Origin of the sequence: Pseudomonas indica NBRC 103045 (assembly GCF_002091635.1) — a bacterium.
GTDB classification, from domain to species: domain Bacteria; phylum Pseudomonadota; class Gammaproteobacteria; order Pseudomonadales; family Pseudomonadaceae; genus Pseudomonas_M; species Pseudomonas_M indica.
This window is the reverse complement of sequence record NZ_BDAC01000005.1, coordinates 201,890-215,882: the sequence shown is the minus strand read 5'-3', so window position 1 is coordinate 215,882 and position 13,993 is coordinate 201,890. Positions and strand designations below refer to the sequence as shown.

13 protein-coding genes are annotated in these 13,993 nt (G+C 63.6%); 2 read left to right on the top strand and 11 right to left on the bottom strand.

Annotated elements, in window-relative coordinates; genetic code table 11:
• Positions 1-156 precede the first annotated feature (156 nt).
• Together PIN01S_RS08685 and nfuA are read left to right on the top strand one after the other, a co-directional pair.
• Positions 157-1,191, top strand: a complete 1,035-nt coding sequence (locus PIN01S_RS08685) for an acyltransferase family protein (RefSeq protein WP_084335263.1) — start codon at positions 157-159, stop codon at positions 1,189-1,191.
• Between the two features lie 58 nt (positions 1,192-1,249).
• Positions 1,250-1,834, top strand: a complete 585-nt coding sequence (nfuA, locus tag PIN01S_RS08680) for a Fe-S biogenesis protein NfuA (RefSeq protein ID WP_084335262.1) — start codon at positions 1,250-1,252, stop codon at positions 1,832-1,834.
• A 55-nt stretch (positions 1,835-1,889) separates the two neighbouring features.
• On the opposite strand, the gene PIN01S_RS08675 is transcribed toward nfuA, so the two are convergent.
• The 11 genes from PIN01S_RS08675 to purB form a co-directional block, all read right to left on the bottom strand.
• Positions 1,890-3,062, bottom strand: coding sequence for an MFS transporter (locus PIN01S_RS08675; RefSeq protein ID WP_084335261.1), 1,173 nt, complete (start codon positions 3,060-3,062; stop codon positions 1,890-1,892).
• Positions 3,063-3,075: 13 nt separating this feature from the next.
• The gene (locus tag PIN01S_RS08670) at positions 3,076-3,306 is read right to left on the bottom strand and encodes a DUF1272 domain-containing protein (protein ID WP_084335260.1); all 231 of its coding nucleotides are present in this window, start codon (positions 3,304-3,306) and stop codon (positions 3,076-3,078) included.
• Entirely contained in the window at positions 3,299-4,324 is a 1,026-nt protein-coding gene (locus tag PIN01S_RS08665) for a GlxA family transcriptional regulator (protein ID WP_084335259.1), read from the bottom strand. Before PIN01S_RS08665 ends, PIN01S_RS08670 begins: the two co-directional genes overlap by 8 nt.
• A 90-nt stretch (positions 4,325-4,414) precedes the next feature.
• Positions 4,415-5,065, bottom strand: coding sequence for a hypothetical protein (locus PIN01S_RS08660; RefSeq protein WP_084335258.1), 651 nt, complete (start codon positions 5,063-5,065; stop codon positions 4,415-4,417).
• Positions 5,066-5,163: 98 nt separating this feature from the next.
• Positions 5,164-7,164 carry a PhoX family protein gene (locus tag PIN01S_RS08655; protein ID WP_084335257.1) on the bottom strand — a complete coding sequence of 667 codons (2,001 nt, stop codon included), beginning with the start codon at positions 7,162-7,164 and terminating at the stop codon, positions 5,164-5,166.
• 224 nt (positions 7,165-7,388) lie between these two features.
• Positions 7,389-8,987, bottom strand: coding sequence for an isocitrate lyase (locus PIN01S_RS08650; protein WP_084335256.1), 1,599 nt, complete (start codon positions 8,985-8,987; stop codon positions 7,389-7,391).
• Between the two features lie 503 nt (positions 8,988-9,490).
• Positions 9,491-10,300: a secretin N-terminal domain-containing protein gene (locus PIN01S_RS08645; RefSeq protein WP_084335255.1), complete on the bottom strand. Its 810-nt coding sequence runs from the start codon at positions 10,298-10,300 to the stop codon at positions 9,491-9,493.
• Entirely contained in the window at positions 10,297-10,932 is a 636-nt protein-coding gene (locus PIN01S_RS08640; protein ID WP_084335254.1) for a DUF7931 domain-containing protein, read from the bottom strand. Before PIN01S_RS08640 ends, PIN01S_RS08645 begins: the two co-directional genes overlap by 4 nt.
• A gap of 6 nt (positions 10,933-10,938) precedes the next feature.
• Entirely contained in the window at positions 10,939-11,364 is a 426-nt protein-coding gene (locus PIN01S_RS08635; protein ID WP_084335253.1) for a GNAT family N-acetyltransferase, read from the bottom strand.
• On the bottom strand, positions 11,357-12,523 hold the full coding sequence (locus tag PIN01S_RS08630; protein ID WP_084335252.1) for a ribosomal protein uL16 3-hydroxylase: 1,167 nt from the start codon (positions 12,521-12,523) through the stop codon (positions 11,357-11,359). Before PIN01S_RS08630 ends, PIN01S_RS08635 begins: the two co-directional genes overlap by 8 nt.
• A gap of 60 nt (positions 12,524-12,583) precedes the next feature.
• Positions 12,584-13,954: an adenylosuccinate lyase gene (gene purB, locus PIN01S_RS08625; protein ID WP_084335251.1), complete on the bottom strand. Its 1,371-nt coding sequence runs from the start codon at positions 13,952-13,954 to the stop codon at positions 12,584-12,586.
• Positions 13,955-13,993: the final 39 nt, after the last annotated feature.

Below are 13,993 nucleotides of genomic sequence, written 5' to 3'. Positions count from 1 at the left end.
GGGCCGTGCGCGGCCCGCGATGCCCGCTCCAACGGGGAATCTTTTCCCGCACCCTGCGGTCCGACCCTGTGACGGGACGGCAGCGGCGTAGTCGGTGCCTGTCCTCGAATTTCGGCGGTGCGCCTCGGCGCGTCAGGAGAGGAGGGTATTCGCGGGATGTTGATGTCGCTGCAAGCGCTCAGGGCACTGGCAGCATGGTTGGTGGTTTTTCATCATTTCATGCAGATTTTTTTCGATTTGCGGTCGGATGGACCGGTTGGCGATTTCTTCTCGGACAAAGGCGCGGTGGGCGTCGACCTGTTCTTCGTCATCAGCGGTACGGTCATCTATCTCTCGACCCAGGGCAAGGACATCGGCGCCGGCCGCTTCCTGCTCAATCGCCTGTTACGCATCGTTCCGGCCTATTGGCTGTATTCGCTGCTGGCGGCCGGGTTGATCCTGTATTTCAACCCGGTCATGCCGACGCAGAAATTCGAGCTTGGCCATTTCCTTCTCTCGCTGCTGTTCATCCCGGCGGAGAACCCGGCGGGTTATGGTGAGTTTCCGACACTCTATGTGGGCTGGACGCTCAACTACGAAATGTTCTTCTACCTGTTGTTCGCCCTCTCATTGCTGGTGAGCGAGCGCTTCCGGCCCTGGCTGACGGCGGCGTCGCTGGGCGTTGTGAGCCTGGTGCTGGCGCGCCAGGAGTGGGTGAGCGATTTCTACCGCAACAGCATCGTCTTCGAGTTTCTCCTCGGCCTGATGATCGGCGTGTGCTACCGGCGCGGCTGGATCGTCCAGGGGTTCTGGATACCCATTGCGCTGATCGTCGCATCATTGCTGGCGATCCAGCATCTGCAGCCGTACCCGCGCCTGTTGCACTGGGGCCTGCCCAGTGCGGTGATCGTTGCGGCCTGCCTGTCGCTGGAGCCGTATTTCCGCAGGAGCGGGTTGCTGAAGATGCTCGGCGACTGCTCCTACTCGGTGTACCTGTTGCACGTCATCGTGCTGTCCCTGGGCTGGTATCTGAGCCAGCGCTTCGCCCTGGACCCTTACGCCGTGCTGGCCGCCTGTGTGCCGCTGATTCTCATCGCCGGCTGGTGCAGCTACGAGCTGATCGAGAAACGCCTGATGCTGGGAATGAAGCTCTGGCTAGCGTCGGGTGGCGCGGTTTCCGAGCGGCTGTCATTTTCCCGACAAAAATACTAGGACTTTATCTGGCAAAGCCGATTGGCGTACACTGCGTGCATGTTTGCGAGGAGTTGCCATGAGCGCCATCACCATTACCGACGCGGCCCACGATTACCTGGCTGATCTGCTGGCCAAGCAGAACACACCTGGCATCGGCATCCGCATCTTCATCACCCAGCCGGGCACCCAGTACGCGGAAACCTGCATCGCCTACTGCAAGCCGGGCGAACAGAAACCGGAAGACACCGCTCTGGCCCTGAAAAGCTTCACGGCCTGGATCGATGCGATGAGCGAGCCCTTCTTGGACGATGCCGTGGTGGATTACGCCACCGACCGCATGGGCGGCCAGCTCACCATCAAGGCGCCGAACGCCAAGGTGCCGATGGTCAACGAGGACAGCCCGCTCAACGAGCGGATCAACTACTACCTGCAGACCGAGATCAACCCCGGCCTGGCCAGCCACGGCGGTCAGGTGTCGCTGGTCGATATCGTCGAGGAAGGCATCGCCGTCCTGCAGTTCGGCGGCGGTTGCCAGGGCTGCGGCATGGTCGACGTGACACTGAAGGATGGTGTCGAGAAGACCCTGATGGAGCGTATTCCCGAACTGAAAGGGGTACGTGACGTCACCGACCACAGCAACCGGGAAAATGCCTATTACTGACAGGCTGTCCGGCACGGAATGAAGGCGACCCTCGGGTCGCCTTTTTCGTGTCCGCTCAAGAGGCTTGCGGGGCCAGGCGACGTGCGCCAAGCAGCACCACAGCCAGGGCCAATGCCAGCAAGGGCAGCATGCCGGCATTCACCGGCCCCCAGCCGATGCTGGTGATCATTGCCCCGGACGCGAGGGACATGACGGCCGCCACGCTGCCGTTGCCCAATTCCATCAGGCCTTGCGCATGGCCTTTTTCCTCCGCCTCGTGCCCCTCTGCGAGCAGGGTGGTACCGGCGACCAGCATCAGGTTCCAGCCGGCACCCAGGAGGAACGAGCTGACCAGGAAGTGCGCCTGGGCGATGCCGCTCAATGCGATGGTGGCGCTGGCGATCAACAAGGCGATGCCGATCAGGGCCACCCGCCGGCTACCCAGCCGATCCACCAGCGGGCCGGCAGCGAAGGCGGGCAGGAACATACCGACCAAGTGCCAGCGGATCACTTCGGCACCGACTTCCACACCGAAGCCGCAGAAGCTCATGGCCAGGGGCGTGGCGTTCATCACCAGGATCATCAGCCCGTAGCCGATGGCGGTGATGGTCATGGCGGTACGGATCGCCGGGCGAGCCAGCAACAGCCGGATCATCGCCAGGCCTCCGCTGCCCGGAAGCGGCGCGGCGCCTTCGCGCAGCCGCGCCATTAATAGCAGGCCGATCAGTGCCAGAACGGCAATCGCCAGGTAGGCGCCAACGAAGGGCGTGTCCAGGGCGTTGCGCGACCACAGCGCCAGCGACGGGGCGAACAGGGCGGCACACAGCCCGCCACCGATCACATAGGCGGTCGCCCGGCCTTTCTGTTGTTCGCTCACTGACTCCAGCGCGGCGAAGCGGTAATACATGGCCGACGCCTGGTAGGTGCCGATTGCCAGACTGCCGAGGCAGAACAACAGAAAATCGCCCAGCCATACGCCCAGCGCACTGAGCAGGCCACCCAGCACACCGCCGCCGGCCCCGAGCATCAGCCCGGCGCGCCGTCCGCGGCGCTGCATGAACAACGACAGCGGTTGCACTGCCAGCAGGTTGCCGACGACCAGCAAGGCCAGGGGCAGGGTGGCCAGGATGTTCAACGGCGCCAGTTGCATGCCCACCAGCGAGGTGAGGGTGATGCCGATCAGGGCGCAACTCCAGTACAACGCCTGGCCGGCGAACAGCAGGCGGATCGAGGGATTGCTCAGCAGCATGGGGATTTCCTTTTCAGCAGGGCTTGAAAGTGCGCGAGGTGGTGGCGGGGAAGCGCTCCAGCTTGCCCATCGGTCGGCGTGGTCGACTGACCAGCTCGCCGCCGCAGTTCGGGCAGCGCAACTGCAGCTTTGCTTCCGCGCAATCGCGGCAGAAGGTGCATTCGAAGGAGCAGATCAGCGCATCGGCACTGTCCGGTGGCAGGTCGCGGTCGCAGCATTCGCAGCCGGGGCGTAGTTCAAGCATGGCGGCTCTCCTTGAGCGGGCGCAGCCCGAAGCGCTCGGCGTATTCCTGCGGGCTGACGGACAGGTGTTTATGGAAGGTGCGGCGCAGGTTCTCAGGATGGCCAAAGCCGGTCAGCCGCGCCACGGTGGCGATCGATGCCTGGGCGTCCTGTAACAGGGCGCGGGCGGCTTCCAGGCGGACGCGCTCGACGTAGCGACCGGGACCCATGCCCAGCTCCTGGACGAAGACCCGCGACAGGGTGCGGGGCGCCATGCGTGCCTGCTCGGCCAGCGCCTCGAGAGACAGGTCGCCGCCGAGGTGGGCCGGTATCCAGTCGAGCAGGGCCGCTAGCCGCGAGGTGCGGTTGGGGTCCGGGGCGAGTAGGGCGCTGAACTGCGCCTGGCCACCCGGGCGGCGGAGAAACATCACCAGGCGCCGGGCCACGGCGAGGGCCAGCGAGCGGCCGAGGTCGGCCTCCACCAATGCCAAGGCCAGATCGATCCCGGCGGTCACCCCTGCGGAAGTGAACACATGGGCATCGCCATCACGCTCAAGGGGATCGTAGGTGTGCAGGCGGTCGTCCTGGACCTGCACGGCGGGGTGCTCGCGCCGCAGGGTATCGAGGTCCGCCCAGTGAGTCGTGGCGGGGCGCTGGTCGAGCAGACCGGCCGCTGCCAGCAACAGCGCACCCGAACAGACCGAGCCGAGCCGGCGTACCTGGGGTTCGGCCTGACGTAGCCAGTCGAGCAGCGCCTGGTCCTCGCATTGCCGCTCGACACCCAGGCCGCCAGGCACCAGCAGCGTATCCAGGGCCGAAGTGTCCAGGCCACGCCAGCTGAGTTCGGCGCAGATACTCAGGCCGGCGGAAGTTGCCACCGGGCCGACGGCATCGCCGAGCACGTTCAACCGATAGGCAGGAGGAAGCCCTTGGCGCTGGCGCTCGACATTGGCGGAGGCAAAGACCTGCATGGGCCCGGTCACGTCCAGGCTCATCACGTCGGGGTAGATCAGGCAAGCGATCCAGCGTTGGCTTTCCACGGCACGTACCTCGGAGGAGAGGTGGCCAGTGTGCGGCGTCGTGTTGATGGCGACAATGACAATAAACCCACAAATCTTGCCATTGGCCGTTCAGGGTGGCGTAATTCGCTCCTGGTAGGCTTGTTCGCGGGCCTCCTGCAGGCGCTCCCGCAGGTATTGATCGCGACTGAGCCCACCGGGAATCTGCTGCATGGCGAGGACTTCCTCGACGATTCGTTTTTCCTCGGCCTTGTAGCGCTCGAAGTTCGCATCGGGCGATCGCTCCGCCTCGCGTGCCGCACTGCGCGCCTTGTAGCGGGCGGTCATGGCGGCGGCCCTGGCTTTTTGCTCTGCCTCGTCCAGCCCGCTGGCCTGGATCAGGCCTATCTGGAGCAGTAGCGCTTCGCTGATCGCCAATTCGCCGCGCTCCTCGTAACGGTCGATTTCCCTGGAGAGTTCTCTTGCTTGCTGCGCTCTCTCCGCTGCGGGGAGGTCGGCAGCCCGGCTGGTGAAGCGTCGGTAATCGTTGTGGAAGGCAAGGCGCTCCTGCTGCTGCGCCAGCACTGCGGAATCGAGGGCGGCGCCGGATCGTCGAGATGCAACGGGCTGTTCCGCTGGCGGTGTCGATATGGGGTTGCTGCCAGAGGCGGTCGATTGAGGGGCCGGGGGCGAGTCGTCGTCTGGCGCCAGCCAGAGCAGACTGGCCAGGCCACCAACCAGGGCGAGAAGAGTTCCGAGCGCGACGGGAGTCCAGCGAGGCATGGGACACCTGGGGGGGCGATGCTGACCTTTCACAGGGTAGACGATGGCCTGAATGAAGAAGCCCGGCGCAAGGGCCGGGCTTCTTTGGTGCGGCGGAATTACAGCAGGCGTTTGCCGTTCTCGCGGGTGACGATGACCGTCGCCGCGCGCGGACGCTTGCCGGGGCCGTCCGGCCAGGTGCTCAGCAGGTTGCTGGGCGTGGAGCCTTCGCCGGGATGCTGGATATTCACGAACAGCGTCTTGAAGTCCGGGGTCGCGGTGATGCCGGTCACCTCGCAGCCCGACGGGCCGACCAGGAAGCGCTTCAGTTCGCCGGTGCGCGGGTCGGCCACCAGCATCTGGTTGTTGCCGAACGGACCCGAGCTGAGCTGGCTGCCGCTCATGTCGGTCTGGATCCACAGGCGACCGTCTTCGTCGAACCACAAACCGTCCGGGCTGGCCAGGATATTGTCGGCATTCAGCGGCTGGCCGTTCGGGCCACGGCTGTCGGAGGACGGACCGGCGAGCAGGAAGAGGTTCCAGGCGAAGCGGGTGCCGGCATGGTCGCGGCTCAGTTCGCGCCAGCGGATGATGTGGCCGTAGGCGTTGGCGATGCGAGGGTTGGCCGCATCCGCCGTGGTGCGCGAGCTGTTGTTGGTCAGGGTGAAGTAGATTTCCCCGGTGTCCGGATGGGCGGCGCCCCATTCCGGGCGGTCCATCTTGGTGGCACCGACGACATCGGCGGCCAGACGGGTATTGATCAACACTTCGCCCTGGTCGGCGAAGCTCACGCCAGCGGCGGCGCAGGCGGCCTGGAATGCCGGGTCGTCGATGTCTAGGGCCAGCCAGTCGCCACTGCCATCGGCATTGAAGCGAGCGACGTACAGGGTGCCCTCGTCGAGCAGGCGGCTGTTGGCGCGGCTGCCGGGGCGGAACTTGCCACGGCTGACGTACTTGTAGATGTACTCGTTCTGCGAGTCGTCGCCCGAGTAGCAGACCACGCGCTTGCCCGGACGAGTCGGGGCGAAAACCAGCCCTTCGTGGGCGAAGCGGCCCAGGGCGGTGTGCTTGACCGGCGTCGAGTCCGGGTTGAACGGATCGATCTCGACGATCCAGCCGAAGTGGTTCGGCTCGTTGCGGTAATCACCGGTGGCATCCGCCGCCTTGCGGGTGGCGTCGAAGCGTTCGAACTCGTCGCCGGCGAGGGTATCCCAGCCGAAGCGGCTGGTATTGCGCAGGCCATAGCGGCTCAGTTCGCGCGGCAGCGTGGTGTCCTGGGTGGCGAAGTAGCCGGCCCAGTTTTCCTCGCAGGTCAGGTAGGTGCCCCAGGGAGTGTAGCCGTTGGCGCAGTTGTTCTGGGTGCCGCGGGTGGCGGTGCCGTCCGGGCTGTAGCGGGTACGCATCAGTACGTGGCCACGTGCCGGGCCGCGGATCTGCATCGGCGTGGCCGCGGTGATACGGCGGTTGCGTGCGCTCGGCAGGACTTCCCATTCGCCCTGCTGGTTACGGCGGACTTCCACCACCGAGACGCCATGGGCGTTGATTTCCTTGCGGACTTCCTCGGCGCTGGTGCGCTTGCCGTTGACCACGGTCGGCCCGTTGGGGTGCAGCAGATTGACGTCGATGTACTCGTGGTTGAGCACCAGCAGGCCGTGGTCGCTGCGGCGGCCATAGCCCCATTGGGCGTCGATGGGGAAGAAGTGCATGCCGTCATGGTGCATGCCGGTCTGCTCTGCCTGGTCCTGGGCGCTGTTGCTGGCGTCTTCAAGGAACACCGGGTAACTGCCGGTGATCGGGGTGCCCCAGGGAATGAAAGCCGTGGCCTTGTAGCCTTGCGGAACGGTGATGGTATCGGCGCGGGTCACCGGGACCGGGGTGAAGGGCAGGCGCGAACGGGGCTTGAAGATACCCAGACCCTGGGTGGTGGCTTGGGCCGCCTCGCTGCTGCCGGGCAGGCTTACGCCGAGGAAGGCGAGAGCGCCGAGCGCGGCACCACCGGCCAATACCTGACGGCGACCGAGGCCTTCGATCAGTTCATTGATATGCGGGTTCTGCGAGTGGTTGCTGGGCAACTCATCGCCGTTGCCGAACAGCACGGCGTTCTCGTTATCGCGGTTCAAGGCGAGGCTCCTTCTTCTGTGAGGCGAATCGACGGAGCCATGACGCTAACCAGCGGACACGACAAAACCATGACAGGGAGCGTGATCGATTGCACGGTTTTGAGGTGGCCATTATTTGGCCGCCATACTGCATGAAGCAGTCTTTCTGCCCGGAAATGCAAAGCCCCGGCCGAGGCGGGGGCTTGCAGTCTGGCGGTCTCGGCCGGGGCCGAGCGAACCGGTTCTTAGTGGAACTGGTTCATGGTGTTGTCTTTACCGCTCGCCTTCAGAGCCGCTTCGCCAGCGAAGTACTCTTTGTGGTTGTCGCCGATGTCGGAGCCAGCCATGTTCTGGTGTTTGACGCAGGCGATACCCTGGCGCAGTTCCTGACGCTGCACGCCCTTCACGTAGGCCAGCATGCCCTGGTCGGCGAAGTAGCCCTTGGCCAAGTTGTCGGTGGACAGCGCGGCGGTGTGATAGGTCGGCAGGGTGATCAGGTGGTGGAAAATACCGGCCTGAGCGGAACCGTCACGCTGGAAGGTGCGGATGCGCTCGTCGGCTTCCTTGGCCAGGTCGGTTTCGTCGTACTCGACGCTCATCAGCTGAGCGCGGTCGTAGGCGGAAACGTCCTTGCCGGCGGCAGCCCAGGCATCGAACACCTGCTGACGGAAGTTCAGGGTCCAGTTGAAGGACGGGCTGTTGTTGTACACCAGCTTGGCATTCGGGATGACCTCACGGATGCGGTCGACCATGCCCTTGATCTGGCCCACGTGCGGTTTCTCGGTTTCGATCCACAGCAGGTCGGCACCGTTCTGCAGGCTGGTGATGCAGTCCAGGACGCAGCGGTCTTCGCCGGTGCCCTTGCGGAACTGGAACAGGCCGGAAGCCAGGCGCTTCGGCTTGAGCAGTTTGCCGTTGGCCTTGACCACCACGTCGCCGTTGGCGATGTCGGCGGCGGACTCTACGTAGTCGCCATCGAGGAAGCTGTTGTACAGGTCGCCCAGGTCGCCCGGCTCTTTGGTCACGGCGATCTGCTTGGTCAGGCCGGCACCCAGGGAGTCGGTACGGGCAACGATGACGCCATCGTCAACGCCCAGCTCGAGGAAGGCGTAGCGAACGGCGTTGATCTTGGCGAGGAAGTCTTCGTGCGGAACGGTTACTTTGCCGTCCTGGTGACCGCACTGCTTCTCGTCGGAAACCTGGTTTTCGATCTGGATGCAGCAAGCACCGGCTTCGATCATCTTCTTGGCCAGCAGGTAGGTGGCCTCGGCGTTACCGAAACCGGCGTCGATGTCGGCGATGATCGGTACGACGTGGGTTTCGAAGTTGTCGATCTGGCTCAGCAGGTCGGCTTCCTTGGCCTTGTCGCCTTCGGCGCGGGCGTTGTCCAGGGCGGTGAACAGCAGGTCCAGTTCACGGGCGTCGGCCTGGCGCAGGAAGGTGTATAGCTCTTCGATCAGACCGGAAACGGCGGTCTTCTCGTGCATGGACTGGTCCGGCAGCGGGCCGAAGTCGGAGCGCAGCGCGGCGACCATCCAGCCGGACAGGTAGAGGTAGCGCTTGTTGGTGGTCTTCAGGTGCTTCTTGATGGAGATCAGCTTCTGCTGACCGATGAAGCCGTGCCAGCAGCCCAGGGACTGGGTGTAGGCGGAAGAGTCGGCATCGTACTCGGCCATGTCTTTGCGCATGATGGCCGCGGTGTATTTGGCGATGTCCAGGCCGGTCTTGAAGCGGTTCTGGATGCGCATGCGAGCGGCGTATTCCGGGTTGATAGCGCCCCAGCTGCTGCCATTTTTCTCTTTCAGGGCGGCAACGGCCTTGATCTCGTTTTGATATGCGGACATGGTCAATCCTTCAAAGTTTGAGTTTGGTTGAGCACTGACTTTCCCACCCAAAACCTACGTGCTGGAGCTCGCTCTGGGGCGTCACGCCGCAGAAAACGTCGAAGTATTGACCGGAGGAGGAAGTGGAGCTGGAGAGGAGGGTGTTTCGAGACGAACAGTTCGGAGACTGGGCGCAGGATGCGGACGCTAGCCGGCTCGTGGATGCCGCTGGGCGAACGCTGGTGCTGTGCCTGTCGTTCTCGCTGATACGTTGATCGCTTCCCCGTCCCTCAGGACAACTTCGTTCCAGTCGCAACCTCGTCGAACCGCCTTGTGGGCTGTTAGGACACGGACCGCCCCGAATGGTGTTACGGGTGCGATCTGGGGACCCTTTAGAGGTCCCTGGCTAGCGGGAGCGAGGCCATGATGCGCTTCAAACAAGTGTTCGTCAAACGTTTTGTAGTGTTTTTTTATCACTACTACATACTGCTTTAGTAGGGACCGATCGGTCAGAAAATACACCTTCAGTCGAGGGTTTCGACTTTCAGGCGGAGGGTCATGTCGTTGCGTCCCTGGGTGCTGTGACGGCGGACGAAGCCGCTCTGATCGGCCTGGCTGCTTTCATTGACGCCGCCCAGGGTGATCCATTCACCGAGCCGGCCGCTGACGCGGGTATCGGTGCTCTGGATGTCGATGGCACCCGGCATGTTCTGGCTCAAACGGTCGCGGTTGCTGCTGATGCTCACGTGGACGATATCGCCGGTGAGGCTGGCGGTGACATAAAAGCCCTGGGTGACGTTGCGGTAGTGCGTTTCCTGGTAGACCTGGCCGTATGGTCCGACGCTGGTGGAGGTGAGGGGAACGCTTTGGCCGATCTGGATCAGCGCCGGGTAGCCCTCGGTCGCCTGGACCTGCTGGGTGCCTCCGCTGCGGCTGTCGGTGCTGCGGCGGATGATGCGTACCTGATCGCGGCCGTTGACTTCTCCGCGCCCACTGTCGATGCGCACGCCGCCGCTGCTGATAGTGCCGTCGACGGCATAGCCACGGTCGTCTTGGTAGTTGGAGTCGCTGGTATCCACGGTGATCAGCAGACGCCGCGGTTGGGTATCCAGTTGGGAAAGGAGGTCACGAAGCTCTTGGATTTTAGCGGGCGATGCATTGACGATCAGTTGATTGCCGTAGGCCGTCACCTTGCCTTCGCCACCCAGCACCGACTGGACCACCGGCATGACGTCTTCGGCCGTCCGGTAGTTGAGCGGGATGACCTCCGTTGCAGCCTGTAGCGGCAGGCAGACAGCGAGCAGCAGGGCAGCGAACAGCGCGCGTGGCGTCATAGCAGGAAGCTCCGTAGATCGGGGTCGGTAATGCTGGTATCCCAGGCCTGGTTGAACTGCGCCTGGCGCAGACGGACCCGTCCGGGGTCGTTGTACAGCGCATAGCCGGCATACTGGTCGAGCTGCGGTCGCAGCAAGAGGCCGCGATCGTCGATCAGCAGGTAGGCGGACTCCTCTGTGGGGTAGTCCGGGTGAAGTTTGCGAATCTGGCAGTTGCTCGACAGCCGTCGCGCCAGGGTGATCAGGCGATGGCCATCTCTCACCGCACGAGTGGTATCGCGGAGCAGTATGCGCAGGCGATTGCGCGGATGGACCAGGAGAAAGCGGGTACAGACATCCTGGATACTGCTGTGGTGATAGAGCCAGGGCTCCAGGTCGTCGCTGTACAGGTTGATGCTGCGTTGTGCCTGGCTCAGCAGAGCCAGAGCATGGGCCCTGGCTTCATGGGGCTGGGCGAAGCGTTCCAGCGAGCCGTGGCGGCCCAGCAGGAAGGGCGCGGATTCCCATGCCTCGGCTTCCGGCAGGTCGGGTTGCGGATTGTGCACGGCGAAGCGCCCCGGCGACTGGAATTCGATGGCCGGAAGCTCGGCTTCCTCGGGCAGGTCGGTTCCTTGCGGGGCGTCTTCGTTCATGGAGCCTCAGGCGCTTTCGCGCAGCATGTCCACATGGGGAATGCCGGCTTCGAGGAATTCGTCACTGACGATCCGGAAGCCGTGTTTTTCGTAGAACGGCGTGGCGTGGACCTGGGCACTCAGCCGTTGCGCCTTCAGCCCTTGGCGTTCGGCCTCGGCGATCACCGCGCGCAGCAGTGCATCGCCGACTTTCAAACCACGCCAGTCCTTGAGCACGGCGACCCGGCCGATGTGGCCGTCCGGCAACAGGCGGGCAGTACCGATGGCGTAGTCGCCTTCGAAGGCCAGGAAGTGCACGGCGTTGGCGTCGTCGGAGTCCCATTCCAGCTCCGGCGGGACCGCTTGCTCGGCGATGAAGACGGTCTCGCGGATACGGCGGAGATCGGCAATATCCTTCTGCCAGCTGGCGACGCGGACATGGATATCACTCATCGGCAAACTCCAGACTACCTTGCTTGACCAGTTCCCAGAGAAGATTACGCCCATCCTCGTCGGCCAGCCATTGACCGAGATTATCCAGATGCAACGCATCGGCCGAGCAGATCGACTTCAACAATTCACGCAAATGGCTCGGCAGCAACCGGCTCTGACCGCTGGCGAACAGCAGCAGGCCGATGTCCACTTCGCTCCATGCCAGGCGTGCGCTGGGGTTGCGTACCAGGACGGCGCCGTCTTCCAGGGCCTGGATGAAATCGTCCAGTTGCAGCTCCTCGCCCGCGACCAGTTCGGGATAGCGCGGCTCGGTCATGAACTGGCCGAACCAGGTGAGCAGTAGCCGCTCGTCGCTCATATGCTCCTGCAGCAAAGCTTTCAGGCGGTCCAGCGCGTCGAGCTGAATCTGGTGCGGGTCTCCGCTCGGCTCGATTCCGGCATCGCTGTAGCGATCTTCATCCGGCAGGAATTGGGCGAGGAAGTCGGTGAAGTGGGTCAGTACTTCGGCGGCGCTGGGCGCGCGGAAGCCGACCGAGTAGGTCATGCAGTCATCCACCGCAGTACCCAGATGTGCCAGGCGCGGCGGGAGGTAAAGCATGTCGCCGGGCTCCAGTACCCATTCGTCGGTGCCCTGAAAGTCGGAAAGAATACGCAGGTCCGAGTGCTCCAGGAGCGGGCTGTCTGCATCGCACATCTGGCCGATCCGCCAGTGGCGACGACCGTGGGCTTGGAGCAGGAACACGTCGTAATTGTCATAGTGCGGGCCGACACCGCCGCCAGGTGCGGCGAAGCTGATCATGACGTCGTCGATGCGCCAGCTCGGCAGGAAACGGAAATGCTCCAGCAATTCGGCGACTTCGGGAACGAACTGATCGACCGCCTGTACCAGCAGCGTCCATTCGCGCTCCGGCAGTTGACTGAAGGTGTCTTCGGCGAACGGACCGCGGCGCAATTCCCACGGACGCTCGCCATGTTCGATGACCAATCGCGATTCGACTTCTTCTTCGAGGGAGAGGCCGGCCAGTTCGTCCGGCGTGATCGGGCTTTCGAAGCCGGGCAGGGCCTGGCGGATCAGGAGGGGTTTCTGCTGCCAGTAGTCGCGCAGGAATTCGCGGGATGTCAGGCCGCCGAGCAGTTGCAGTGGAGTATCAGGATTCATGGCTAAGCCCTTGAAATAAAAACGCCCGGCACAGCCGGGCGTGCAAAAGAGAGGTATCGATCAGATGCGCTTGGCCTGGGCGGAGGCGTTACCGATGTAGCTGGCCGGTGTCAGTTTGTGCAGCTCGGCCTTGGCGGTAGCCGGAATATCCAGGCCATCGATGAAGGCTTTTAGGGCTTCGGGGCTGATGCCCTTGCCGCGTGTCAGTTCCTTCAGCTTCTCGTAGGGGTTCTCGATGGCGTAGCGGCGCATCACGGTCTGGATCGGCTCGGCGAGGACTTCCCAGCAGGCATCCAGGTCTTCAGCGATTCGTTGAGCATTCAGCTCCAACTTGCTGATTCCTTTGAGAGTTGCCTCATAGGCAATGACGCTATGGGCGAAGCCGACGCCGAGGTTGCGCAGAACGGTGGAGTCGGTCAGGTCGCGCTGCCAGCGGGAGATCGGCAGCTTGCTGGCCAGATGTTGGAACAGCGCATTGGCGATGCCCAGGTTGCCTTCGGAGTTCTCGAAGTCGATCGGGTTGACCTTGTGCGGCATGGTCGAGGAGCCGATCTCGCCCGCGACGGTCTTCTGCTTGAAGTAGCCGAGGGAGATATAGCCCCACACATCGCGATCGAAGTCGATCAGGATGGTGTTGAAGCGGGCGATGACATCGAACAGCTCGGCAATGTAGTCGTGCGGCTCGATCTGGGTGGTGTAGGGGTTCCAGGTCAGGCCCAGGTCGCCCTCGATGAATTCGCGGGCATTGGCTTCCCAGTCGATGTCCGGGTAGGCCGAAAGGTGGGCATTGTAATTGCCCACGGCACCGTTGATCTTGCCCAGCAGCGGCACGGCGGCGACTTGGGCGATCTGGCGCTCCAGGCGGTAGACCACGTTGGCCAGTTCCTTGCCCAGGGTGGTCGGTGAGGCCGGTTGGCCGTGGGTGCGCGAAAGCATCGGCACGTCGGCGAAGCGCACGGCCAGTTCGCGAATGGCACCGGCGATCTGGCGCATCAGCGGCAGCAGGACATTATCGCGGCCTTCGCGGAGCATCAGGGCGTGGGACAGGTTATTGATGTCTTCGGAGGTGCAGGCGAAATGGATGAATTCGCTGACCTTGGCCAGTTCCGGCAGTGCAGCGACCTGCTCCTTGAGCAGGTACTCGACGGCCTTGACGTCGTGGTTGGTGGTGCGCTCGATTTCCTTGACGCGCTCGGCATGCTCCAGTTGGAAATCGTCGGCCAGGCTGTTCAGCAAGGCATTGGCTTCGGCGGAGAAGGGCGCGACTTCAGGAATACCGGCATGGGCGGCGAGGCGCTGGAGCCAACGGACTTCCACCATGACACGGAAGCGGACCAGGCCAAATTCGCTGAAGATCGGGCGCAGAGCGCTGGTTTTGCCGGCATAGCGGCCATCGACGGGGGAAACCGCGGTGAGCGAAGAGAGCTGCATGGGGGCGTTCTCGGGCATCGGGCAACGAAAAGGGCGCAT